The organism is Glycomyces dulcitolivorans (genome assembly GCF_003265355.1).
Classification (GTDB): domain Bacteria; phylum Actinomycetota; class Actinomycetes; order Mycobacteriales; family Micromonosporaceae; genus Glycomyces; species Glycomyces dulcitolivorans.
The window spans coordinates 1-24,108 of the sequence record NZ_QFRW01000313.1; the positions used below are offsets into that span (position 1 = coordinate 1).

Genomic DNA, 24,108 nt, shown 5'->3' on the forward strand with positions numbered 1-24,108 from the left:
GCCTCGACGGCCTCGCGGCGGCGCACCTCGCGCAGGGCCTGCGTGGCGGGCCAGCGGCGGCGCGTGATCGGGCCGAGGACGGTCCGTCGCCACCAGCCGGAGGCCCCGCTCAGGGGCCCGCGGCCGACGCGGCGCAGGATCGCGAGGGGGATGCGGCGCAGGAAGACCGCGACGAACGCCGGCTCGGGGGCGCGGACCTCGGACGCGCCGGTCCACGTGACCTCGACGCGCTCGTCGAGCGGGGTCAGCTCCCAGTCGGGGTCCTCCTCGGCGAGGAGGAGGACGCGGTGCCCGGCGTCGGCCGCGGCGCGCGTCTCGGTCGCGAGCGCCTGGCGCCAGGCGCTCCTGGGCGCGACGAACAGGACGTTCACCGGTTCACCTCCCGGTCCCAGACCTCGAAGTGGCGTTCGGCCACGGTCTCGTAGGAGTACTTGGCGCGCAGGTGCTCCCGCGCGGCGGCCACGTCGGTCCCCTCGGGGTACCGCTCGCGCAGTTCCTTGTACGCGTTGACGAGGACCTCGGGGTCGTCGTCGACGTCGTAGAGGCTCCCGGCGGCGTCCTCGATGCCGCGCAGCACCTGGTCGGAGCCGCCGCAGCGGCTCACCAGGACCGGGGTCCCGGCGGCGAGGGCCTCGACCACGACGACGCCGAACGTCTCGTGGCGGCTGGTGTGGACGAACAGGTCGTGCGAGGCCATGAGGCCCGGGACCTCGGCGGGGTCGACCGACCCGAGGAACTCGACCGAGTCCGCGACGCCGAGTTCGCCGGCGAGGGCCTCCAGGGTCGCGCGCAGCTTCCCGTCCCCCGCGAGCGTCAACGTCAGGCCCGGGTCCTCCTCGCAGCAGCGGCGGAACGCCTCCAGCAGGTAGTCGATCCGCTTGCGCTCGTTCAGGGCTGCGACCGACAACCAGCGGCGAAGCTGAGTCGGGGCCGACTCGCGCGGGGTCCCGAAGTCGATCGGGTTCGCGATGTATTCGAGTTTCCCTGCGTGGTGCGGGAACTCGGCGGAGATCAGCTCGTGGAGCGGTTCGCCGACGACGAAGAACCCGTCGGCGCGCTCCAGGACCTCCTCGTAGCGGGCACGGGCCGCGGGCTGCTCCAGCAGCTGCGCGAGGAACGACGAGTGCTCGGTCATGTAGACGCGAGCGCCGGGCGCGGCATTCTCCAAAGCGGCCCAGCCGCCGGTGATCGGGACGTGCGCGTGGACGATCGGCGCCTTGAGCGGCGCGCCGCCGAGGAAGGTCCGCAGCCAGCGCGCGGACGCGTCGGAGTGGGTGATCCACTCGGGGTCGCGCGGCGTGAGGGTCGGGACCCGGTGCAGGACCGCGCCCCCGGCCGTGGCGAGCGGCGCGTCGGAGCGGGCGAGCAGGCGCGCGTGGAGGTCGAGGACCGCCGGGTTCGCGTCGAGCGCCTCGCCGACGGCGCCGACCGGCCAGCTCTTCAGGTGGTACACCTCCAGGTCCGCGCAGCCCCCGGAGACGGCCTCCACCTGGGCCCGCACGAAGGCCCCCGCGTAGGTGACCTGCGGGTCCGGGTACCAGGGCGTCACCACCGCGACGTGCCGGTCTTTCACTGCCACTTCCTTTCTCACGTGCCGAGGACGCGCGCGTAGAGGTCGGTGAGCCGCTTCGCCTGGGAGTCCCAGGTCCACTCGTCGAGGGGGACCCGCTCGGCGTAGGCCTTGCGGTACGTCTCGGGCTCGTCGAGCACGCTCCGGACGGCGCGCGTGAAGTCGGCGGTGTCCTCGGCGGTGAAGACCTCGCCCTGCCCGGTGCGGTGCACCAGCGCCGACATGGTCTTCACGTCGGAGACGACGACGGGGATGCGCGCGTGGGAGTACTCGAAGAACTTGGTGATGAGGGAGATCTCGTGGTTGCCCCAGTGGTGGATGGGGATGACGCCGAGGTCGGCCTCGGCGAGGAAGGGGACGACCTGGCGGTGCGGCACGTACGAGAGGACGTGGACGCGGTCGGCGACGCCGAGTTCGGCGGCGCGCTCCTGGGTGCGCTTGACGTAGCGCCACTGCGGGTAGGACACGATGAACGCGGCGTGGACGCCCGGCAGCGCGGGGAGCGCCTCGACGAGGATGTGCAGGCCGCGCTGTTCAAGGGGCGCACCGCTGTAGACCATGAGGGGCGTCTCGGGCCCGATGCCGCAGCGTTCCCGCAGGCCCGGTTCCGGTTGTTCAACGGTGCCGCCGGTGTCGGGGACGTTCATGACGATCTCGGGCAGTTCGGGAAGCTTGTGGCGCTCTTTCAGCAGGTCGGCGAGCGTCTCGGAGACGGTGACGACGGCGTCGGCGTGCGGCGCGAACTCGCGTTCGTGGCCGAGCTGGGCGTCCTTCCACCACGGGTGGTTCTTCCAGGCCTTCATGCCGGGCAGGTACTCGTGGGCGTCCCATACGAGCTTCACGGTGCGGCCCTTGGCGTTCGCGCGCAGTTTCGCGCGGGCGCCGACGCCGAGCATCTGGAAGTCGTTGGCGTGGATGAGATCCGGTTCGAGCTCGTCGACGACGGGCCCGAAGGACAGCTCCAGGTCCCACAGGGCCGGGTCGAGGCGCCGCCAGGCGCGGTCGCCCATGGTCGCCTTCCAGAACGACGCGGCGAGCCGGTCGACACCGCTCTTGGCGGCGGCCCGGTCGGCTTCGAGTCTCCGGGTCGCCTTGCGGCGCAGGCCGGTCCAGCCCCAGAACGCCCGGTACGCGGCCTCGCGGGGAGCCAGCGAAAACGCGGACGCACCGGAGGCGCGGGCGGTGTCGAGGTCGGCGCGCCAGGCCTTGGCCTGCCGCTGCCGGTAGGCCGCGACGGGCCCGGGCGGGTAGGCGAGCGGGGAGCGCAGCCAGCCGCGGCGGGCCTCGTGGCGGCGGCGGTCGAAGACGCGGTTGACGGGGACGAGCCGCACGGTGGCGCCGCCGAGGGCCCACTCCTCGGCCTTCCCGGAAGTGGACGCACCGAGGAGGAAGACCTCGTAGCCGGCCGCAGCGGCCGACTCGGCCTCCTTCTGCACGCGCGAATCGCCGGTGACGCCGTTCTGCACCAGCATCACGATCCGCAGGGGGTGCTCCGCCATCGTTCCTCCGAGTTCACCGTACGACAGCCGGGCAATCGAGGGTTCCCGGCGGGCACATCGTACGAGACGAACTGCGTCACCTGGCGTTTCCCTAACGTTGGGCACCCCGCGCCGAAGTGTTCAGCCGCTGTTTCCCGGAGGCGGCGGTCAGATCCGGGTGTACGGGTCCCTGACCTCGGGCACCTCGGTCGGGCCGGTGACGGGGAGGTCCTCGTGGCGGGTCTTGTCGAGCAGCCGCGTCACTTCGAGTTCGGGGAACCGGTTGGCGAGCATCCATCCGAAGGGGACGGCGGCCTCGTCGACGATGAAGACGCGGTCGGCGCGGGCCAGGTCGAGGGCGTCGAGGCGGCGGGCCGCGATGCGGCGCATCGCCTGCGGGCGCAGCGGCCGGTACACGGGCCAGAACACCCACGTGCGGAGCTTCCCGGCGGCCTTGCGGTGGATGCGGCGGGCGCGTCCGGCGGCCCGTCCCGCCTTGCCGGGCAGGCGGTTCTCCAGGCGCTTGAGGACGGCGCGCGGGGCGCGCTCGACGACCATGAGGTAGAGCCACACGCCGGGCTGGCGGTTCTCGCGCCGGCCGATGCTGAGGACCTTCGCGCGGCCGTCGACCTTCTCGGCCTTGCGCCAGCCGGGCCCGTTGGCGACGAGCACGGTGACCTCGACGCCCCTCGGGGCAACCTCGGCGAGGTACTCGTTGAGGCGCGGCAGGACGCCCTTCTTGAAGACGACGGCGACCTCGCGGCGGGTGGCGGTCGCTTCGCGCTCGGCAGTGCCCACAGCGCTGCGCTTGGTGTCCACGGTCAGCCCTTCCGCTTCGCGACGAGGTCGCGGGACCACTGCTCGAACGGTTCGAGCGCGGCGTACCTGGTGAACGACTGGGCGTAGGCCCGCGCCCGCGCGGCCGTGTCGGGGTCGGCCTTGCGGGCCGCGTCCCCGGCGTCGGCCATCGCGGCCGCCACGTGCGCGGGGTCGAGGCTCTCGGGCTCGAACCACAGCGGGTACCCGCGGAGCAGTTCCTCTGCGGCGCAGCCTTTCTCGTGCACGGAGACGATCGGCTTGCCGGTCGCCATGTACTCGAAGACCTTGCCGGTGGTCACATATTTCGAGCCGCCGGTCATGAACACGAGGACGTCGCTCGCGGCGTACGCGGTCGCGATGGCGGGCTTGGGGACCGGGCCGCGAACCGTGACGCCCGGGAGCTCCTCGTCGAGCCCGAGCTGGGCCCGCAGCTCGCCCTCGGTCTTCGCGAAGAACCCGATGTGGCCGTAGAAGTCCAGCTGGGCGCCCGCGTGGGCGCCGCGCTCGGTCATGATCCGGTACCCCTCCAGGAGCGAGCCGATGGGCTGCACGTGGGTGAGGGTGCCGACGAACGAGAACGACAGCGGCCGGTTCTCGTCGACCGTCGGCGGGTCGTCGGAGACGACGTCGGGGTCCCAGCCGTTGAGGACGACCTGCATCCGGTCGGCGGCCTCGGGGTACTTGCGGGCGTGCCACACGCGCAGCGCGTCGTTGACGTGCAGCGACGCGGCGGCCGAGCCGAGGATGCGCTTCTCCCACTTCCACGCCGGGTGCTCGGGCGGGAACATGTCGGCGTTCTCGAACTGGTCGAGCGTCCACGCGTCGCGGTAGTCCACGACGAACGGGCGGCGCATGAGCTTCGAGAGCGCCCACGCGGACCCGAAGGACGCGAACGGGTTCCCGGTCGCGACGATCAGGTCGAACGGCTGCCTGCGGTGCCGCTTGAGGCCCTCGCGGAGGGCATTGGCGCCCCAGCCCTGGTACTTGTCGGGGAAGACGTGGTCCTGCTTCCAGTTGAACCAGTTGCGGGCCGCCGCGGGGAAGTTCCCGCGGAAGCGCCCGTACCGGCGCACGTCGGTCTCCCACCGGAAGTAGTCCATCTCGACCTCGGCGACCTCGATGCGCGGGTCGACGGTGGCGGTCATGGCGTCGTCGCGGGCCCCGGTGATCTCGTCGAAGAACCGGTCCGGGCCGCGCAGCACGGTCACGTCCCAGCCCTGCTCGACGAAGTAGTTCGCGGTCGCGCGGGCGCGGAAGACCCCGCTGGCGCGCGAAGGGGGAAAGAAGAACGCCAGGTACAGCAGGCGCGGTCGCTCAGCCATCGGTCTCGTCCCACAGTTCTTCGAAGGCGTACGTGGTGCGCAGCGCGGGGCGCTCGGCGATGAGCGCGGGCAGGAAACCGGCGACGGCCTCGACGGCGAGCGGCTCGTGGAGCACGACCCAGTCGGGGGCCCAGCCCTGGACCTGCTCGCGGACGACCGCGTCACGGCGGTCGCGGCGCAGGCGCTGCGTGCGGGTCTTCTTGTCGGCGTCGAGCCCGGCGATGACCGTGGCGCGATAGTTCTTCGCGGCCTTGCGGGCGCGCTTGCGGAAGGGTCCGCGGCCGACGCGGCGCAGGAGCCCGAGCGGGACCTTCCGGCGGAAGAACCGGGTGGTCGCCGGCTCGGTGTAGCTCAGCTTCGAGGAGCCGATCCAGTGCGTCTCGACGCGGCCGTCGAGGTCGTGCCCGGCGAGCTTCGCCTGGGACTCGGCGACCAGGAGGACCCGGTGCCCGGCGTCGGCGGCGCGGCGCGTCTCGGTGGCGAGGGCCTTGGCCCGGGCGCCCGAAGGCGCCACGAACAGGACGTTCATCGCTCGGCTCCGTTCTCTCCGAACCAGATCCGGTGGTGCTGCGCGCCGATGGCCTCATAACCGTACTTCGATTCGAGGTGCCCGCGGGCGTGTTCGAGGTCGGTCTTCGACGGGTAGCGCTCGCGCAGGAGCCGGTAGCCGTCGACGAGCGCCTGCGGGTCGTCCACGACGTCGATCATGACGCCCGCGGCGTCCTCGATGCCGTCGAGCACCAGCTCGGGCCCGCCGCAGCGGGTGATGAGCACCGGGATGCCCGCGGCGAGGGCCTCGACGGCGACCACGCCGAACGTCTCGAAGGCGCTCGGGTGGACGAGCAGGTCGTGCGCGGCCATGATCCCGGGGACCTCGGACGGCTGGACGATCCCCAGGAACGTCACCGCCTCCCGGACCCCCAGTTCGTCGACGAGGGCTTCGATCTCGGGGCGCAGGACGCCGTCGCCGGCGAGCGTCAGCTGGAGGGACGGGTCCTCGGCGCGGCAGGCCGCGAACGCGCGCAGCAGGTGGTCGTGGCGCTTCCCGGCCTTGAACGACGCGACCGACAGCCAGCGGCGCAGCGCCGTCGGCGGCGCAGCGCGGCGGGACCCGAAGTCGATCGGGTTGGCGATGTACCGGATCTTGCCGGCGTGGTGCGGGAACGTCCCGGCGACGACGTCGTGGAGGACGTCGCCGACGACGAAGAACCCGGCGAGCCGGTGGAGGATCTCGTCGTACATCGCGCGGGCGCGCGGCTGGCGGAGGATCTTCACCAGGAACGAGGCGTGCTCGGTCGCGTAGACGCGCGCGTCGGGCCGGCAGTTCTGGAGCGCGGCCCAGGCGCTGTAGATCGGGACGTGCGCGTGGATGACGGGCGCCTCGATCGGCTTCCCGCCGAGGGCCGCCTTCAGCCAGTGGGCGTGGTGCTCGGCGCGCTCGGCGAAGTCGCGCCACTTGGACTTCGGGAGGATCACCGGGACCCGCCACAGGCGCGCGCCCGCGACCGCCTTGACGGGCGGGACGGACCGGGGCAGCAGCCCGGCCTGGACGTCCCAGATGCGCTCGCGGCGCTCGGCGGAGGCGTTGACGATCCACTCGTCGGTGTGGAACACGTCGAGCCGGTCGAGGCCGGGCGCGACGGCCGCGGCCATGTGCTCCACGAACGCCCCGGCGAACGGGATCTGGGCGTCGGGGTACCACGGCGTGAGCACGGCCACGTGCCGGTCCTGGTCCTGGGTCACCACTGCTGTCCTGCGTCTCCTGTCCGGGCCGCGGCAGAGACGGGCTGGGGGCCGCGGCGGCACATAGGAGATTACATGAACTCCGCCTTATATTCGCATGTCGGCCCGGTTTCGCAAGGCTTGGGCACATCGTGCAACCTGGGCGCTCTCCCAAACGTGGACTCCCGCCGCGGCGGGCCCGCACAGGGCCGTCCGTATGATCGAGGCGCAGGTTCAACGGACGACGCGAAGGCGATCAATGGCACACCGGATTCAACCGACGGCCCAGGTTCACGAGAGCGCCGCGATCGGCGACGGCACCAGCGTGTGGGAGCTCGCGCAGATCCGCGAGGACGCGTCCCTGGGCACCGGCTGCGTCATCGGGCGCGGGGCGTACATCGGCACCGGCGTGCAGATCGGCGACAACGTCAAGATCCAGAACTACGCCCTCGTGTACGAGCCCGCGCGGCTCGCCGACGGCGTGTTCATCGGCCCCGCCGTGGTCCTCACCAACGACCACAACCCGCGCGCCGTGGGCGTCGACGGCGGCCGCAAGGGCGCCTCCGACTGGGAGGCCGTCGGCGTCGACATCGCCGAGGGCGCCTCGATCGGCGCGCGCGCCGTCTGCGTCGCCCCCGTCCGCATCGGCAGGTGGGCCATGGTCGCCGCGGGCGCCGTCGTCACCAAGGACGTCCCCGACCACGCGCTCGTCATGGGCGTCCCCGCCCGCCGCGCCGGCTGGGTCGGGCGCTCCGGCGAGCGCCTCAAGGAGTCCGGCGACGGCCTGTGGGAGTGCCCCGCCACCGGCGAGCGCTACCGCGAGACGGCCGCGGGCCTCGAACTCGCCTGAGCGACAACACGACAGCGCCCGCCCGGTCCATGACCGGGCGGGCGCTTCGTTCGGCCTTACTGGCCGATCACGATGTGGCGGCGGCCCTCCCAGGCGGCCGGGTCCGTGATGCGGCGCCCGTCGAGGAGGACGGTGACCTCCGGCAGGTCCGCGGCCGACAGCGACCGGTACTCGGCGTGGTCGGCCTGCACGACGGCGGCGGTGACGGTCTCGCCGCGGTGCGGCGTGAGCCCCTCGGCCTCCAGCTCCGCGTCGGTGTACATCGGGTCGCTCACATAAGCGGTGGCGCCCTTCGCCTTCAGCGACTCCACGAGCGGGAACACCCCGGAGAACGCGGTCTCCTTGACCCCGCCGCGGTAGGCCGCGCCGAGGACGAGCACCGAGGCGCCCTCCAGGCCCCCGTAGGCGGCGTCGAGGACGTCCGCGGAGTACGACGGCATCGCCGCGTTCGCGGCGCGGGCCGCGCGCACCACCGTCGCGTCGGGGTCGTTCCACAGGTACATCTGCGGGTAGATCGGGATGCAGTGCCCGCCCACGGCGATGCCCGGGCGGTGGATGTGGCTGTACGGCTGCGAGTTGCAGGCCTCGATGACCTTCATGACGTCCAGGCCCTGCTTGTCGGCGAAGCGCGCGAACTGGTTCGCGAGGCCGATGTTGACGTCCCGGTACGTGGTCTCGGCGAGCTTCGCCATCTCCGAGGCCTCGGCGGACCCGAGGTCCCACACGCCGTTGGGCCGCGGCAGGTCGTCGCGCTCGTCGAAGTCGAGCACGGCCTCGTAGAACCGCACGCCCGCCTCGGCCGACGACTCGTTGATGCCGCCGACGAGCTTCGGGTAGCGGCGCAGGTCCGCGAAGACCCGCCCGGTCAGGACCCGCTCGGGGCTGAACACCAGGTGGAAGTCCTCCCCGGCGGTGAGGCCCGAACCGGCCTCCAGCATCGGCGCCCACCGCTCGCGCGTGGTCCCCACCGGCAGCGTCGTCTCGTAGGAGACGAGCGTGCCCGGCTTGAGGCCCTTGGCGACCGCCTTCGTGGCGGCGTCCATCCACCCGAAGTCCGGGACGCCCTCGGCGTCGACGAACAGCGGCACGACGATGACGACGGCCTCGGACTCGGCGACGGCGGCCGCGGTGTCCGTGGTGGCCCGCAGGTTCCCCGCGGCCACGGCCTCCTTCAGCTTCTCGCCCAGCAGGTGCTCGCCGGGGAAGGGCTCCACGCCGTCGTTGACGGCCTGGACGACCTTCGCGTTCACGTCGGCGCCGACGACCTCGTGGCCCTTCGCGGCGAACTGGACGGCCAGCGGCAGCCCGATCTTGCCCAATGCGACGACAGAGACTCTCATGTTCACTTCCTGCTCGGTTTGAGGCCGACGAGGCTCGCCACGCGGCGCTTCAGCGACGGCTTGCCCGCCGAATGCACGACGAGGAGGGACTTCTGCCCCCAGTCCACGGTCACGCTACCGGGGCGGCCCTGCCGCTCGACGGGGCCCTTGACGGTCTTGAGGGGCAGGTCGTACACGAACGGCCCCATCGCGAGGTGGCCGCGCAGCGACCAGCGGCCCGCGGTCTCGGCGATGCCGCCGACCGGCAGCCGCGCCGCGACCACCGTCGTGTCGCCGTCGGGCCGCAGCTCGACCTCGGCGACCACGTCGTGGACGTGGAACTCCCCGACCGGCACCGACCGGCGCGCGGCCGGGCCCTTGGCCTTCACCAGGCGCTCGGCGCTCACGCCGACCGCGTCAGGCTCCAGTCCGGCCACGGGCACGCGGAACCAGTACTCCAGGAAGAACCCGGTCGCCCGGTCCCCCGCCCACGTCAGGTCGATCGGGTCGACGCCCTTGGCGAGCCGGCCGACGACGCGCTCGGCGGTCGCCTCGTACCACTCGTCCGGGCAGCCCTCGCGGAACCCGCTGTAGCGCACGAACACGCGCCCGTCCTCCACCAGGAAGCCGGGGGCGTCCTCGCCGATCGCGGCTTCGAGCAGGTCCCACTCGCGCCGCTGCGCGAGGGAGACCTTCACGCGCTTCTCCGTCGGCAGCTGCTCCCGGATCTCCTCGGTCAGGTACGCGTCGCAGAACCCCGCGACGGCCTCCCAGAACTTCTCGCGCGACGACTTGTCCGCGCTCAGGAACTGCGGCTGCACGCACTTGGCGATCTCGCGCGAGAACACCCGGTACATGAGCGCCTCGCGCTCCGGCCCGGGCTCGTACAGCTCCTCGATCGCGGCCACGATCTGCTCGGCGGCGTGCACCCACTCGACCGGACCGGTCGAGTAGATCAGGTTCCCGCCGGTCTCGCGCTTCACCGCGTAATACGAGTCGTAGTCCGACAGGATCGTGATCTTCGACGCCTTCGCCATGGCGCGCAGCGTGAACGGCACGTCCGAGCAGACCGCCATCCCCTCGGGGAACCGCAGCCCCTCCGACTCCACCAGCTCCCGGCGGAACAGCTTCGTGTTCGACAGCGCCCACGCCAGCTCCGGCGTCGGGAACGGCGCGTCCGCGACGTCCTCGGCGAACACGTCGGGCGCCTTGCGCCCGTTCACGCCCACCATCTTGCACAGCAGCACGTCCGAGCCCAGCTCGTCCGCCCGGTCGACCATCCGCTCCAGGGCCTCCGGCCCGAAGTAGTCGTCCGAGCCGATGAAGAACACGTACCGGCCCCGCGCGATCTCCAAGCCCGCGTTGCACGGCACCGCCGGACCGCCCGAGTTCGCCTGGTGCACCACCCGGACCAGGCCCGGGTGCTCGGCCGCGAACCGGTCCAGCTCCTCGCCGGACCCGTCCGTCGAACCGTCGTCCACGGCCACGACCTCGAACCGGTCCGCGCCGATCGTCTGCGCCACCATCGAATCCAGGCACGCCGTCAGGTACGGCATCGTGTTGTAGACCGGGATGACGACCGTGACGTCCACAGCCGCGCTCATGCTCGGCTTCCGTCGAGAACGACCGTCTCCCCCGTCGCCGCCGACTGGAGCATCGACTCCGACACCTCAACGGTGTTCGCGCCCTGCGCCAGGTCCACGATGTCGTTCGGCTTCCCCAGGACCGCGTCCCGGAAGTGCTCGTGCTCGACCAGCAGCGGCTCGCGCTTGCGGATCGCGTACCGGACCATGTCGCCCTCGGAGACCCCGCGGAAGTTGCTGATCGCCTCCCACTCGGTCACCTCGACCCCGTTCGCGTAGAACGTCAGGTCCGCCGTCAGCGTGTCGGCGATGAAGCAGCCGCGGTCGCCCGTGACGACCGCCGTGCGCTCCTTGAACGGGCTCAGCCAGTTCACCGAGTGGTTCGCGATCGCGCCACCGGACAGCTGCCCGACCGCCGCGATCATGTCCTCGTGCTCCCGGCCCGACCGCGACACCGTGTGCGCCGTGACCGTCCGGTACGTCTGCCCGGTCACGAACCCGGTCAGGTCGATGTCGTGCGTCGCGAGGTCCTTGACCACCCCGACGTCGGCGATCCGGCCCGGGAACGGACCCTGGCGGCGCGTCGCGATCTGGAGGACCTCCCCCAGCTCACCCGCCTCCAGGCGCTCGCGCAGGCTCATGACCGCCGGGTTGAACCGCTCGATGTGGCCCACGCCCGCGACCAGCCCGCGCGACTCGAACGCCTCCGCGAGGATCCGCGCGGCCTTCGTGGTGTGCGCCAACGGCTTCTCGATGAGCGCATGCACCCCGGCCTCGGCCAGGGCCAGGCCCACCTGCTCGTGGTACGCCGTCGGGCAGGCCACCACGACGTAGTCCACGCCGAGGCCGATCAGCTGCTCGACGTTCTCGACCAGGCGCCCCGCGGGCACCGCGGCCGCATCGGCCACCGGGTCGGCGACCCCGACGAGGTCGACCCCGTCGAGGGCGTTCAGGACGCGGGCGTGGTTGCGGCCCATCGCCCCCATGCCGACCAGGCCGGCGCGCAGACGTTCGGTGCTCACTGCGGCAGCTCCAGGGAGTGGACCGCCTCGACGATGCGGTCGAGGTCGCCCTCGCTCAACGCGGGGTGGATCGGCAGGGACAGCACCTCGGCCGCCGCCTTGTCCGTCTCCGGCAGGTCCGCCTCGACGTGCGCGTACGGCGCCAGCTTGTGGATCGGAATCGGGTAGTACACGGCCGAGCCGATGCCCGCGGCGTTCAGCTGCTCCAGGGCAGCGTCGCGGCCGACCGGCACCCGCACCGTGTACTGGTGGTAGATGTGGCGCGCCCACGGCGCGACCGGCGGGACGACGACGCCCGCGGCGCCGGCCAGCCCCTTGTCCAGGTGCGCGGCGTTCGAACGGCGCTGCTCGGTCCACTCGTCGAGCCGGCCCAGCTGGACCCGCCCGATCGCGGCCGACACGTCCGTCATCCGCATGTTCGCGCCGACGATCTCGTTCTGGTACCGCGCCTCCATGCCCTGGTTGCGCAGCAGCCGCAGCGTCCGGGCCAGCTTCGGGTCGTCCGTGGAGACCATGCCGCCTTCGAGCGCGTGCATGTTCTTCGTCGGGTAGAAGCTGAACGTCCCGGCAACGCCGAACGAGCCGACGGGGCGGCCCTCGACCTGGGCCCCGTGCGCCTGGCAGGCGTCTTCGAGGATCGCCAGGGAGTGCCGCTCGGCCAGCGCCGTCAGGCGGGTCATGTCGGCGGGGTGGCCGTACAGGTGCACCGGCATGATCGCGACGGTCTTGGGGCCGATCAGCGCGGCGACGGCGTCGGGGTCGACGCAGAACGTGTCGGGCTCGATGTCGGCGAAGACCGGTTCGGCGCCGACGAGGCGGACCGCGTTCGCGCTGGCGGCGAAGGAGAAGGAGGGGACGATGACCTCGTCGCCGGGGCCGATGCCCATGGCGAGGAGGGCGAGCTGGAGGGCCGAGGTGCCGGAGTTGACGGCGACGCACTCGGCGGTCCCGGAGACCTTGGTGAACTCCGCTTCGAAGGCGGCCACCTCGGGCCCCTGGACGACCCGGCCGCTGCGCAGTACCGCTACGGCCGCTTCGATCTCGGCCTCGCCGATGTGCGGCTTCGCCGGGGGGATGAACTCCCGCTGTTGGTCAGGCACGTGTCTCTCCGCGTTCTCCGGAACGGTCTGGACTTCGCACTGGGTGGGTGCGCGATCGATCATACAGAGGACACCTCCAGTTAATACACGGAGAACTCCGGCTGGCGAGGAGGTGTCACGTGGGCAACTGGGAGCCCAGCGCGTCCCTCGCGAACTTGAGGGATTCGTGCAGGTCGTCGGCCCTTCGGGTGCGGTTGCCGCTCTTGCGCGTGGAGACCTCGACGGTGATGGAGCCGTCCCATCCGGCGGCGCCGAGGGAGCCGAGGAGCTCGGCGCACGGCTGGGTCCCGCGGCCGGGGACGAGGTGCTGGTCGGCGCCGGGGGCGGTGCCGTCGCACAGGTGGATGTGCCTGAGGCCCTTGCCCATCCGCTCGGCCATGGCGACGGCGTCGGCGCCGGAGGCGGCGCAGTGGGAGAGGTCGAGGGTGTAGGCGTCGTAGCCGTGGCGGGTGGGGTCCCAGTGGGGGCGGTAGGGCACGAGATTCCGCTTGCCGACCTTGAGGGGGAACATGTTCTCGACGGCGACGGTGATGCCCGGGTACCGGACGGCGAGGCCGTCGAGGACGGTGGAGAACTTGGCGGCGTAGTCGCGCTGCCAGGAGAACGGCGGGTGGATGACCACGGTGGGCGAGCCGAGGTACTCGGCGGCCTGCACGGAGCGGCGCAGCCGGGTCCAGGGGTCGGCGCTCCAGACCCGCTGGGTGACCAGCAGGCAGGGGGCGTGGACGGCGCCGATCTTGACGCCGTAGTGCTTGGCGAGGCTGGCGGCGGCCGAGGGGTCCTGGGAGACCCGGTCGGTGAAGACCATGAGCTCGACCCCGTCGTATCCGAGCTCGGCGGCGAGCTCGAACCCGACCGCGGTGGGCTCGGGGTACACGGACGTGGTCGACAGCAGAACCGGGACGGACTGGGTCACGGTCCCCAGGGTACGCCGTGCTCAAAACGCGGCGCGGGCTTCGGGGTGCGCGCGGCGTGAACCGGGTCTGAACGTGCGGTGCAGGTACCGTTGACGGATGACCGACGAGGTGCCCGCGGGCTTCGACCGCGAGTGGGTCGAGTTCTTCGATCCCGCTGACTCCGACACGATGGTGCGCGCCGACCTGACCTGGCTGCTGTCCAGGTGGGGCTGCATCTTCGGGAGGCATCCCGAGCAGGGTGGCTGCCCGGGGATCGACGCGAAGCAGAGCGCGGACGGGTGCTGCCTGCACGGGGCGTTCTACACCGACGCCGCCGACGTGCGCCGCACCAAGGAGGTCGTGAAGAAGCTGACGCCCGAGACGTGGCAGCTGCACCGCAAGTGGCGGCACACGATCGTCGAGGACACCCTGGAGAACGACGAGGGCGAGGACGAGCCGGCGCTCAAGACCGCGGTGGTCGACGGGGCGTGCGTGTTCCACAACCGCGAGGGCTTCGCGACGGGCGCGGGCTGCGCCCTGCACCAGCAGGCGATGCGCGACGGCGTCCACCCGATGGAGTACAAGCCCGAGGTGTGCTGGCAGCTGCCGGTGAAGCGGGACTTCAAGACCGAGCACCGCGCGGACGGCACCGACGTGTCGGTCACGCTCATCACCGAGTTCGACCGGGCCTCGTGGGGTCCGGGCGGGCACGACTTCGACTGGTGGTGCACGAGTTCGCCGCTGGCGCACACGGCCTCGGAGCCGGTGTACCTGTCGTACGCGGTGGAGCTGACGGAGCTGCTGGGGGCGGCCGCGTACGAGCGGCTGGCCGACCTGTGCGCGGACCGGGAGAAGAAGGGCCTGGTGGCCCCGCACCCGGCGAGCGTGCGCTCTCCGAACCTGCTCCCCATGCCCCGGCGGATCTGAACCGGGGCACGGGGAACGGTGTTACGCGGCGGTCTCGGCGACCCCCGCGGTCTTGACGACCGGTTCGGCGTAGGTCTCGCGGACGGCGTCGGCGAAGACCTCGAACAGGTCCTCGGGCGCGTGGTCGCCGAGGTAGTACTCGCGGGTGGCGGCCCGCTGCCCGGCCTTGGAGTCGGTGTCGAACAGCTCGGCCATGACCGCTTCGGCGTTCTTCGCGCCGGGCTTGAGCAGGTACGCGCCGGCGGCGACGGGGAACTCCTCCAGGTAGCCGCCGCGCAGGCCCCGCGGGTCGGTCATCGCGAACGGCTTGCCGCTGTAGAGCCAGTCGGAGGCCGCGCCGCTGATGTCGCACACGGCCGCGTCGGCGGCGTTGACGCAGTCGGCGAGGGACACCTGCGATTCGGCGGCGGCGCCCCAGCGGTGGGGCAGGCCGGTGCGGGAGGCGTCGGCGGCCAGCAGCGCGCGGATCGCCTCGGCGTGGGCCTGGTAGGCGGCGTTGGTGCTGGTGTACGGGTGGGTCCGGAAGTGGACGGCGACGCCCCGCGCGAGGGCGGCCTCGACGATCTTCTTGCCCTCCTTGAGGGACGAGTAGTTGACGTCCTCGGTGAAGCCGGTCCAGGTGGGGGCGTAGAGGAGCACGGGCGGCTCGTCGGGGCCCTTTTCGCGGGGGCCGACCTTGATGCCGTGGAGCTGGGGGCGGCCGATGCGGCGGAACTTGCGCTCGGGGATGTCGACGCCGTGGCGGTGGTAGCGGTCGACGCCGGCCTGCCCGGCGACGAACACGCGGTCGTACATGAGCGAGAGGGCGCTGCGGCTGATGGCCTTGTCGGAGTCGCCGTGCATGAGCTGGATGTGCAGGAGCTCGCCGTGGCGGATGAGCGCGGTGTTCTTCTGCGCGTGGTTGGAGTAGAAGCAGGCGCGGACGCTCTCGGGCAGGAGCTTGTCGAGGACGGACTGGCCGGGGGCGAGCACGACGGGGGCGCTCGTGCACGCGACGGTGCCGCGCATGAGGAAGGCGTCGCGGACGAGGACGAGGTAGGGGTCGCCGATCTTGTCGAAGTACGGCAGCCACATCTCGATCTGGTACTCCGAGAGGCGGGCGCCGCCGAAGTGCACGACGTACTTCGGCTGGAGGCGCTCGACGGCGGCGACGACCGCTTCGTCGATGGGGTGCGACTCGCGGCGGCGCCGCAGGAGGTTCGCGACGACCGCGTCGCCGGCCCACACGAGCGAGGCGAGGACGATGACGAGCGCGGCCCAGTCGGCGACGGGCCGCAAGCCTGCGGGGACGGCGGCGGCCAGCGGCAGGGCCACGGCGGTGAAGCCGGTGACGAGGGCGATCGGGACGGGCGCGGCGGCGCGGTTGCGCAAGCCGCGGTGCACGTCCAGGTTCGCGGTCTCCAGGTGCGACAGGGAGAGCGCGATGCGGATGGCCCCGGCGACGGCCTGGAAGCCGGCGACGAGGACGCAGCCGGTGATGAGCTCCCAGCGCTGCGGGCTGTCGGACCAGGCCGCGACGAGGACCGCGATGACGGCGATGAGCCGCGCGGTGCGCATCGCGGAGAGGTCGTCGCGGTAGTACCAGGCGGTGATCGCGAGGACGGCGGCCGCGAGGGCGTACGCCAGCAGGTGCGTGTGCGCCGCGGTCGCGGCGATGACCGCCGCGATGGCGACGATCTCGTACCGCTGTCTCCACAGTCGGGACATGTGTGCTCCATCGGGTGAACGAGTTAACGGGCTCTTAACCCAAGATGAAGTAAACACGTCGTTCGTTTGCCTCCGGTGGCAGGGATCACCGCAATCGCGAAGTCCGGGGAACGCCGCGGGGCCCCGCCGGTACCGGCGGGGCCCCGAAGACGAAGCGGTCAGGCGGCCTGGGTCAGCGCGGACTCGCCGGTCGCGGTCTTGCGGACCTGGCGGGCGTAGGTGTCGCGGACCTCGGCGGCGAACACCTCGACGAGGTCGCCGGGCTTGATGTCGCCGAGGTAGTACTCGCGGACGGCGGCGCGCAGGTCGGCCTTGGAGTCGCGCAGGAGCAGCTCGTCGAGGACGGCCTCGATGTTCCCGGCCTTGGGCTCCAGGAGGTACGCGGCCTTGGCGAGCGGGAACTCGTCGAGGTAGCGCTCGTTGAAGCCCTTCGGGTCGGTCATGGCGAAGGGGCGGCCCGAGTAGAGCCAGTCGGAGGCGGTGCCGCTGATGTCGGAGATCGCGACGTCGGCGGCGTTGACGCAGTCGGTGAGGCTGACGGCGGACTCGGCCTGGTCGCCCCACAGGTGCGGGCGGCCGGTCCTCGCGGCGTCCTCGGCGATGACGGACTTGATGTCGTCGGCGAGCGCCTGGTAGGCGGCGTTGGTGCGCGTGTAGGGGTGGGTGCGGAAGATGACGTTGACGTCGCGGGCGAGCAGCGCCTGCACGATCTTCTTGCCCTGCTTGAGGGACGAGTAGTTGACGTCGGCGGTCAGGCCGGTCCAGGTGGGCGTGTAGAGGACGGTCTGGCGGTCCTCGTCGGCCTTGTCGCGGTGGCCGACCTGCATGGCGTGCAGCTGGGGGCGGCCGATGCGGCGGAACTTGTAGTTGGGGATGTCGACGCCGTGGCGGTGGTACCGGTCGACGCCGGCCTGCCCGGCGACGAAGACCCGGTCGTACATGAGCGAGACCGGGCTGCGGCTGATGGCCTTGTCGGAGTCGCCGTGCATGAGCTGCACGTGGAGGTACTTGTCGAGCTTGATCAGCTGCGCGTTCTTGACCGCGTGGTTGACGTAGTAGCAGGCGCGGACGCTGGAGGGCAGCAGCGTGTCGAGCACGGACTGGGCCGGGGCGAGGACGATCGGGGCCTTGGTGCGGGCGGCGATCCCGTCGAGGAGGTACCGGTCGCGGATGATGATCAGGTACGGGTCGCCGACGGCCTCGAAGTAGTCGAGCCACATCGTCAGCTGGTACTCCGATTCGCGGGCCCCGGCGAAGTGGACGACGTACTTCGGCTGGAGCCTGCGGACGGCGCTGATGACCTGGATGTCGACGGGGTGGGAGACCTTGCGGCGGTGCAGGTAGTTCTGGAGCACCGCCGAGGCGATCCACCCGAACGCGGCGGCGGTGGCCGCGAGGACGACCAGGTCGGCGCCGAGGCGGAACTCCCCCAAGGGGATCGAGCCGAGGACGTACAGGATCGACACGGCGTCGACGAGGCGGCCGACCGCTCCGGGCGTGGTGAGCTGGGAGCGGCGGGTCCGCACGATGTCGAGGTTGTGGGTCTGGAGGTAGCCGACGTTCAGGGCCCGGTTGAAGATGTCGGCGTAGGCGATGAAGAGGGTGACGCCGAACCCGGCGAGGAGCATCGGCCAGCGGTCGAGGCCGCCGGAGTACCAGGCGAGGATGAGCAGCGCGAGCGCGGCGAGGGTGCGGGGGATGCGGAAGCCGGCGACCCCGGTCCGGTCCTGCCAGGCGGCGACCCCGAACACGGCGAGCGAGAACGCTGTGGTGAGCCATGGCACGTCGGTGACCGCGACGGCGGCGACCACCGCCGCCACCGCCAGCAGGTTCGTTCGGATGGGCCAGGATTTCAGCAGTCTCTTCAACTCGCCGTGCCTCGGATTCGGTCTCGCGTGGCTGTGTCGCCAGTAGTTCTAACTCGCCGGTTCGACGCTTCCGGTTCCAATTACTTGAAGTGCTGGTTAACGGAGTTCAGGTCCTCCGCGAAGTCCACTTCGATGACGTTGTGCTGGGAGATGTCGACGGCCTCGAACTTGACGCCGTCCTTGGCGATGGCGAGCTCGATGCCGCCTTCGAAGTAGTCGTTGTCGTCGACCTCGGCGAGGCGCTTGGCGACGAGGGCGCGGTCGTCGGCGGACACGTAGTTGATGCCGACCGCTTCGCCAAGGGCGCCTTCGGAGACGCGCTTGGAGAGCTTGTTGATGTACCCGTCGGCGCCGAGCGTGTACTTGACCTCCTCGTCGGAGACCTTCGCGGTGTTGACGGCCACGAACGAGTGGTCCATCGCGATGTGCGGCAGGAGGACGTCGAGGACCTGCGGGTCGAAGACGACGTCGCCGTTGAGCCACAGGACGCCGCCGGGGCCGAGGATGCTGAAGGCCTTCAGGAGGCTCTTGGAGGTGTTGGTGTCGCCGTAGGCCTGGTTGTAGATGAAGCCGACGTCGGGCACCTCCTCCATGATCATCTCCTTCTTGTAGCCGACGACGAGGTGGATCGAGTGGCGGCTGAACCGGGAGGTGAGTAGGCGCAGCGACCGTCCGAGGATGGTCTCGCCGGTGTTGAGGGGGGTGAGGGACTTGGGGTGCGGTTTGCCGAGCCGGGAGCCGACGCCGGCCGCGAGGATCACGATGTTCGTGGACATGTCGAGAGCCACCTCGTTCGGTTGGGATGCTGGATTGGTGCAGTTTACCTAGTTGAACGGTCGATGACGCATAGCCCAACGCGCGGTGGACCCGGGCGTCACACGTTCCGGCGACGGTGCCGAACCGGGCCGCAGCAGTGCGGCCCGCGGCCCGTTTCAGGCCCTGAGCAGGGCTTGGGCCAGCACGAGGTCGGCGGGCGAGGTGACCTTGAGGTTCCGTTCGGCGCCCGCGACGGTGCGGACCGGCGTGTCGGGGCGAAAGCGCAGGACGACCGAGCAGTCGTCGGTCGGGGTGAAGGCCGGGTCGGCCGCCGCGGCGGCGTGGGCTGCGGCGATGAGGCCGAGGCGGAACCCCTGGGGGGTCTGGACCCGGGCGAGGGCGGCGCGGTCGGGGACGGCGACGATTTGTCCATCGTGGACTTCGACGACCGTGTCGGAGGAGGGGATCACCGCGGTCACGGCCTCGCCGTCGTCAAGGGCCGCAACGACATCGGCGATGATGCGGCCGGTGACGAGCATGCGGGCGGCGTCGTGGATGAGCAGTTTCGCGCCGTCGCCGACGCCGTCCCGGGCCTGCGCCCAGCGGATGGCCGCGACGGAGGAGTCGGCGCGGGTGGCGCCGCCGCCGATCACTGCCGAGAGTTTTGTCACATTTGCGGACTTGGCTATGGTCCAGGCCGCTTCGTGGTGGCCTTCGGCCATGACGAGGACGATCCGGTCGACTGCGCCGCTCGCCTGGAACGCCTCCAGCGTGTGCTGGAGGACCGGCTTGCCCGCGACCTCCAGCAGCTGCTTGGGGAGGGCGGCGCCCATGCGGGCGCCGGTCCCTCCGGCGAGCACGGCCGCGATCGTCGGCTGATCGGTGGTCACGGTCGTCTCCTGAGGTCGGCGGATCGATGCCGCCCCAATCTACGGTCCGTCGGGCCCGGATCGGCGGAGCCCTCAGGCGCGGGCCGCGAGGACCTTCTCGAAGACGTCCACGTGCCCGCCGACGACGTTCTGCGGCTCGTAGCGCTTGGCGGTCTCCCGGCCGGCGTCGGCGAGCTTGCGGCGCAGGCTCGGGTCGCCCATGAGGCGGCGCAGCGCGCCCGCCAGCTCGGTCGGGTTCTTCGGCTCGACGAGCAGGCCGTTCTCCTCGTCGCGGACGATCTCCAGCGGCCCGTGCTTGACGGCGGTGCACACCACCGGCAGGCCCGCGGCCATGGCCTCGACGATGACGAGCCCGAACGGCTCGAAGCGGGAGGGGATCGCGGCGATCGAGGCGTGCTGCCACTCGGCGTCGAGCGGGGTCTTCGGCCCGGGCAGCAGGATGCGGTCTTCGAGGCCGTGGTCCTTGATGCGGTTGGTGATCTTGGTGCGGTCGCGGCCGCGGCCGAAGATCTTCACCTTCCACTCGGGGAACTCGTCGGCGACCTGCGCGAACGCGTGGACGAGGATGTCGAAGCCCTTCATGCCGGTCAGGCGCCCGGCGGTCATGATGACCGGCTCGGTGAGCTCCGACGGCGGCAGCGGGTTCGCGGGGATCGCGTTCGAGACGCACGCGATCTTGTCGGCGGCCTCCGGGAGCGCCTCGCGGTAGGCCTGCTTGTCGGCGTCGGTGATCGTGACGATCGCGTCGAGCTTCGGGTAGTTCTCCAGGATCAGCTCGCGGTGGCGCTCGGCGTAGTGGTCGAGGTACAGGTGCTCCTGGGCGACCATCGCGTACCGCTCGGGACGCCCGAACATCGCCATGTACAGATTCACGCTGATCTGCGTGCCGACGAGGACGTCCGTATCCAGGCTGCGCAGGAACTTCTTCACCCTGACGTCGAGCAGTTTCGACGACTCGCCCATGTTGTTGACCTTGTCGGCGTCGAGCACCGACTTCGACTTGGCCTGCCAGCGCTCAAGGAAATTGAGCTTCTCGCCGCCGTTCTCGGGCTTTCTGGTGTCCCAGAGATTGACGACCTTCACCCTTTTGTCGACGGGGAAGTCGGCCTTCTTCTTGCTTCTGATGCACGATGCGATCGTCACCTCGTGACCGAGCCCTGCCAGCGCTTCGGCGGTGTTGAGGGTGGTCTTGATGGTGCCGCCGATGCCCCAGATGTTCCGGACCAGGAATGTGATGCGCATGTACTCGAAACCCGCTTTCGAAGAATTGCCGTCTTGGGCCACATCGGACGCTCGCGGCTCCGCACTGAGCCGTGTCCGCAAAGCCTTGACGCGTCCGGCCCGCGACCAGGTTGCATCCAAGCAGAAAATAGTTTACGAACGGCTGAACCGTAGGGGGACACGCCGAGGCTAGGCGTGGCCTGTGACATCCGGATGTCAGACAAGCCACAAATTCGGGCAAAGAAACGGCCCGGTTCCGCCTCTGGCGCAACCGGGCCGAAACAGCGTCCTACTCCCCGGATGCGGCCTTCTTCGCGGCCTTCTTCACGGTGGTCTTCGCGGTCGTCTTCTTGGCCGCCGTCTTCTTCGCGACGGCCTTCTTCGCAGTCTTCTTGGCGGCGGTCTTCTTCGCCGCCGCCTTCTTCGCGGTCTTCTTGGCCGGGACGACGCCCGAGGCGACCTTCTCGCGGCGCTCGGCGAGCAGCTCGGCAGCGCGGTCGATCGTCAGGTCCTCGATCGAGTCGGTCTTGCGGATCGAGGCGTTGGTCTCGCCGTCGGTCACGTACGGGCCGAAGCGCCCGTCCTTGAGCGTGACCTCCTTGCCGGTGACCGGGTCGGGGCCCAGCTCCTTGAGGAGCGTCTGGGCGCGCTGCTGGCGCCCGCGGGTCTTCGGCTGCGCGAGCAGCTTCTCGGCCTCTTCGAGGGTCAGCGTGAACAGCTGCTCCTCGCGGTCGAGGGACCGGTAGTCGCGGGCCTTCTTGACGTAGGGGCCGTGCGGGCCCAGGCCGGTGCGGATCTCCTCGCCCTCGGCGTCCTTGCCGACCAGGCGCGGCAGCGTCAAGAGCTGCACGGCGTCTGCGAGGGTCACCTCGGAGAGCTTCTGCCCGGTCAGCAGCGACGAGGACTTCTCCCCGGACGTCACGTACGGGCCGTAGCGGCCGCTCTTGGCGAACACCGGCTCCCCGGTCTCCGGATGGGTCCCCAGCTCGCCCTCGGCGGAGCCGAGCTCGTACAGCTCCTCCACCTTGGCCGGGGTCAGCTCGTCGGGCGCGACGGACTCGGGCACCGAGACGCGCTCGCCCGGCTCACCCGCCTCGGCCTGCGCCTTGGTCGTCCGCTCCAGGTACGGGCCGTAGCGGCCGACGCGGGCGACGACCTGGCGCTGCTGCTCGTCGGTGTACAGCGGGATCGAGTTGACCTGGCGGGCGTCGATCTTGGCGAGCTCCTCCTCGACCATGTGCCGCAGGCCGCCGGAGGCCGCGACGGTGCCCTCCTTGTCCTTGCCGCCGAAGTAGAACTTGCGCAGGAACTCCTCGCGGGACTCCTGCCCGGCGGCGACCTGGTCGAGCTCGTCCTCCATGCCCGCGGTGAAGTCGTAGTCGACCAGCCGCGGGAAGTGGCGCTCCAGGAGCCCGACGACGGCGAACGCGCGGAAGGCCGGGACGAGGGCCTGGCCCTTCTTGAACACGTACTCGCGGTCCTGGATGGTCTGCATGATCGACGCGTACGTCGAGGGCCGGCCGATGCCGCGCTCTTCGAGGGCCTTGACCAGGCTCGCCTCGGTGTAGCGGGCGGGCGGCTGGGTGGTGTGCCCGGCGGCTTCGAGGCCCTTCTCGGCGAGGTGCTGGCGCTCGGCCAGCTCCGGGAGGCGCTTCTCGGCGTCGTCGGCGTCGCCCTCCTCGATGGACTCGACGTAGGCGAGCAGGAAGCCCGGGTTGGTGATCGACTTGCCGGAGGCGCCGAAGTCGGCCTCCTCCCCCGAGGTCGTGACGGCGCGGGCGCGCACCGACGTCGAGTTCCCGGTGGCGTCGACCATCTGGGACGCGAGCGTGCGCCGCCAGATGAGCTCGTAGACGCGGTACTCCTCGGCCGAGAGCTGGCCGCGCAGCTGCGTGGGGGTCTTGAACTGGTCCCCGGCGGGCCGGATGGCCTCGTGCGCCTCCTGCGCGTTCTTCACCTTCCGCGCGTAGTGGCGCGGCTCGGCGGGCACGTACTGGGCGCCGTACAGCTCGGCGGCCTGGGCCCGGGCGGCGTTGATGGCCGTCGCGGACAGGTTCGTCGAGTCGGTCCGCATATAGGTGATGTGGCCGTTCTCGTAGAGCCGCTGGGCGACCCGCATGACCTGGGCGCTGGAGAGGCGGAGCTTGCGCCCGGCCTCCTGCTGGAGCGTCGAGGTGATGAACGGCGGGTAGGGGCGGCGCCGGTACGGCTTCTTGTCGACCTTGAGGACGGTGAAGTCGCGGCCTTCGAGGCGCCCGGCGAGGCCGCGCGCGCCCGCCTCGTCGAGGTGGACGACGTTGTTCCTGGTGGTGCCGGTGGCGGCGTCGAAGTCCTTGCCGGTGGCGACGCGGTCGCCGTCGACGGCGATCAGGGTCGCTTTGAACCGCTGGTCGTCGGCCGTGGCGAGGTTCGCGGTGACGTCCCAGTAGTCGGCGGAGCGGAACGCCATGCGGGCGCGCTCGCGCTCGACGATGAGCCGGGTCGCGACGGACTGGACGCGGCCGGCCGACAGGCGCGGCATCACTTTCTTCCACAGGACCGGGCTGACCTCGTAGCCGTAGAGGCGGTCGAGGATGCGCCGCGCCTCCTGGGCGTCGACGAGGTCCTGGTTGAGCTCGCGCGGGTTCGCGGCGGCCTCGGCGATCGCGGCCGGGGTGATCTCGTGGAAGACCATCCGCTTGACGGGGATCTTCGGCTTCAGGGTCTCCAGGAGGTGCCAGGCGATGGCCTCCCCCTCGCGGTCCTCATCGGTGGCGAGGAAGAGCTCGTCGACCTCCGCGAGGTAGCCCTTGAGCTTCTTCACGTGGGCGGAGCGGTCGGGGTTGACGATGTACAGGGGCGCGAAGTCGTTGTCGACGTCGACGCCGAGCCGGGACCAGGCCTTGTCCTTGTACTTGGCCGGGATCTCCTTCGCGCTGCGAGGGAGGTCGCGGATGTGCCCGAGGGAGGAGTCGACGATGTACCCGGCACCGAGGTACGAGGCGATCGTCTTGGCCTTCGCCGGGGACTCGACGATGACCAGGCGTTTGATGTCCGGCACTGCTCCCACCGTTCCACT

20 protein-coding genes are annotated in these 24,108 nt (G+C 71.0%); 2 read left to right on the top strand and 18 right to left on the bottom strand.

What is annotated here, in order from left to right; genetic code table 11:
• The 7 genes from DI269_RS22425 to DI269_RS22455 all read right to left on the bottom strand — a co-directional run.
• On the bottom strand, positions 1-371 hold a 371-nt coding region (locus DI269_RS22425), incomplete at its 3' end, for a hypothetical protein (protein WP_157975163.1).
• Positions 368-1,573 carry a glycosyltransferase gene (locus DI269_RS22430; protein WP_198667646.1) on the bottom strand — a complete coding sequence of 402 codons (1,206 nt, stop codon included), beginning with the start codon at positions 1,571-1,573 and terminating at the stop codon, positions 368-370. The genes DI269_RS22425 and DI269_RS22430, both read right to left, overlap by 4 nt.
• Positions 1,574-1,587: 14 nt before the next feature.
• On the bottom strand, positions 1,588-3,069 hold the full coding sequence (locus DI269_RS22435; protein ID WP_198667647.1) for a glycosyltransferase: 1,482 nt from the start codon (positions 3,067-3,069) through the stop codon (positions 1,588-1,590).
• 147 nt (positions 3,070-3,216) lie between these two features.
• Positions 3,217-3,867 (bottom strand): hypothetical protein, encoded by a 651-nt coding sequence (locus DI269_RS22440; RefSeq protein ID WP_112140056.1) that lies wholly within the window; start codon positions 3,865-3,867, stop codon positions 3,217-3,219.
• Positions 3,868-3,869: 2 nt separating this feature from the next.
• Positions 3,870-5,189 carry a glycosyltransferase gene (locus tag DI269_RS22445; RefSeq protein ID WP_112140058.1) on the bottom strand — a complete coding sequence of 440 codons (1,320 nt, stop codon included), beginning with the start codon at positions 5,187-5,189 and terminating at the stop codon, positions 3,870-3,872.
• Complete coding sequence (locus DI269_RS22450; protein ID WP_112140061.1) at positions 5,182-5,718, bottom strand: hypothetical protein; 537 nt, start codon at positions 5,716-5,718, stop codon at positions 5,182-5,184. Before DI269_RS22450 ends, DI269_RS22445 begins: the two co-directional genes overlap by 8 nt.
• A complete protein-coding gene (locus tag DI269_RS22455) occupies positions 5,715-6,932 on the bottom strand; it encodes a glycosyltransferase (RefSeq protein ID WP_198667648.1) in 1,218 nt (405 codons plus the stop codon). Before DI269_RS22455 ends, DI269_RS22450 begins: the two co-directional genes overlap by 4 nt.
• 238 nt (positions 6,933-7,170) lie before the next feature.
• Here DI269_RS22455 and DI269_RS22460 point away from each other — a divergent pair, with 238 nt between their 5' ends.
• Positions 7,171-7,761 (top strand): acyltransferase, encoded by a 591-nt coding sequence (locus tag DI269_RS22460; RefSeq protein WP_112140063.1) that lies wholly within the window; start codon positions 7,171-7,173, stop codon positions 7,759-7,761.
• A 56-nt stretch (positions 7,762-7,817) separates the two neighbouring features.
• Here DI269_RS22460 and DI269_RS22465 read toward each other — a convergent pair whose 3' ends face one another.
• From DI269_RS22465 to DI269_RS22485, 5 genes are all read right to left on the bottom strand, one after another.
• A complete protein-coding gene (locus DI269_RS22465) occupies positions 7,818-9,101 on the bottom strand; it encodes a nucleotide sugar dehydrogenase (RefSeq protein WP_112140066.1) in 1,284 nt (427 codons plus the stop codon).
• A gap of 2 nt (positions 9,102-9,103) precedes the next feature.
• Complete coding sequence (locus DI269_RS22470) at positions 9,104-10,684, bottom strand: glycosyltransferase family 2 protein (RefSeq protein WP_112140069.1); 1,581 nt, start codon at positions 10,682-10,684, stop codon at positions 9,104-9,106.
• A complete protein-coding gene (locus DI269_RS22475; RefSeq protein ID WP_112140071.1) occupies positions 10,681-11,685 on the bottom strand; it encodes a Gfo/Idh/MocA family protein in 1,005 nt (334 codons plus the stop codon). The genes DI269_RS22470 and DI269_RS22475 overlap by 4 nt, the downstream gene beginning before the upstream one ends.
• Complete coding sequence (locus DI269_RS22480) at positions 11,682-12,785, bottom strand: DegT/DnrJ/EryC1/StrS family aminotransferase (protein WP_232822866.1); 1,104 nt, start codon at positions 12,783-12,785, stop codon at positions 11,682-11,684. The genes DI269_RS22475 and DI269_RS22480 overlap by 4 nt, the downstream gene beginning before the upstream one ends.
• Positions 12,786-12,900: 115 nt before the next feature.
• Positions 12,901-13,701: a sugar phosphate isomerase/epimerase family protein gene (locus tag DI269_RS22485; protein ID WP_112140077.1), complete on the bottom strand. Its 801-nt coding sequence runs from the start codon at positions 13,699-13,701 to the stop codon at positions 12,901-12,903.
• 97 nt (positions 13,702-13,798) lie between these two features.
• Here DI269_RS22485 and DI269_RS22490 point away from each other — a divergent pair, with 97 nt between their 5' ends.
• Positions 13,799-14,608, top strand: a complete 810-nt coding sequence (locus tag DI269_RS22490; protein WP_112140080.1) for a hypothetical protein — start codon at positions 13,799-13,801, stop codon at positions 14,606-14,608.
• A gap of 21 nt (positions 14,609-14,629) precedes the next feature.
• Here the strand turns inward: DI269_RS22490 and DI269_RS22495 are convergent, their stop codons facing one another.
• From DI269_RS22495 to topA, 6 genes are all read right to left on the bottom strand, one after another.
• Complete coding sequence (locus DI269_RS22495) at positions 14,630-16,315, bottom strand: CDP-glycerol glycerophosphotransferase family protein (RefSeq protein WP_112140082.1); 1,686 nt, start codon at positions 16,313-16,315, stop codon at positions 14,630-14,632.
• Between the two features lie 158 nt (positions 16,316-16,473).
• Complete coding sequence (locus DI269_RS22500; protein ID WP_157975164.1) at positions 16,474-18,183, bottom strand: CDP-glycerol glycerophosphotransferase family protein; 1,710 nt, start codon at positions 18,181-18,183, stop codon at positions 16,474-16,476.
• An 80-nt stretch (positions 18,184-18,263) separates the two neighbouring features.
• A complete protein-coding gene (locus DI269_RS22505) occupies positions 18,264-18,959 on the bottom strand; it encodes a phosphocholine cytidylyltransferase family protein (RefSeq protein ID WP_112140086.1) in 696 nt (231 codons plus the stop codon).
• 156 nt (positions 18,960-19,115) lie between these two features.
• Entirely contained in the window at positions 19,116-19,829 is a 714-nt protein-coding gene (locus DI269_RS22510; RefSeq protein ID WP_198667649.1) for an IspD/TarI family cytidylyltransferase, read from the bottom strand.
• 72 nt (positions 19,830-19,901) lie between these two features.
• On the bottom strand, positions 19,902-21,071 hold the full coding sequence (locus DI269_RS22515) for a glycosyltransferase family 4 protein (protein WP_112140089.1): 1,170 nt from the start codon (positions 21,069-21,071) through the stop codon (positions 19,902-19,904).
• A 268-nt stretch (positions 21,072-21,339) separates the two neighbouring features.
• Positions 21,340-24,090, bottom strand: a complete 2,751-nt coding sequence (topA, locus tag DI269_RS22520; RefSeq protein ID WP_232822867.1) for a type I DNA topoisomerase — start codon at positions 24,088-24,090, stop codon at positions 21,340-21,342.
• Positions 24,091-24,108: the final 18 nt, after the last annotated feature.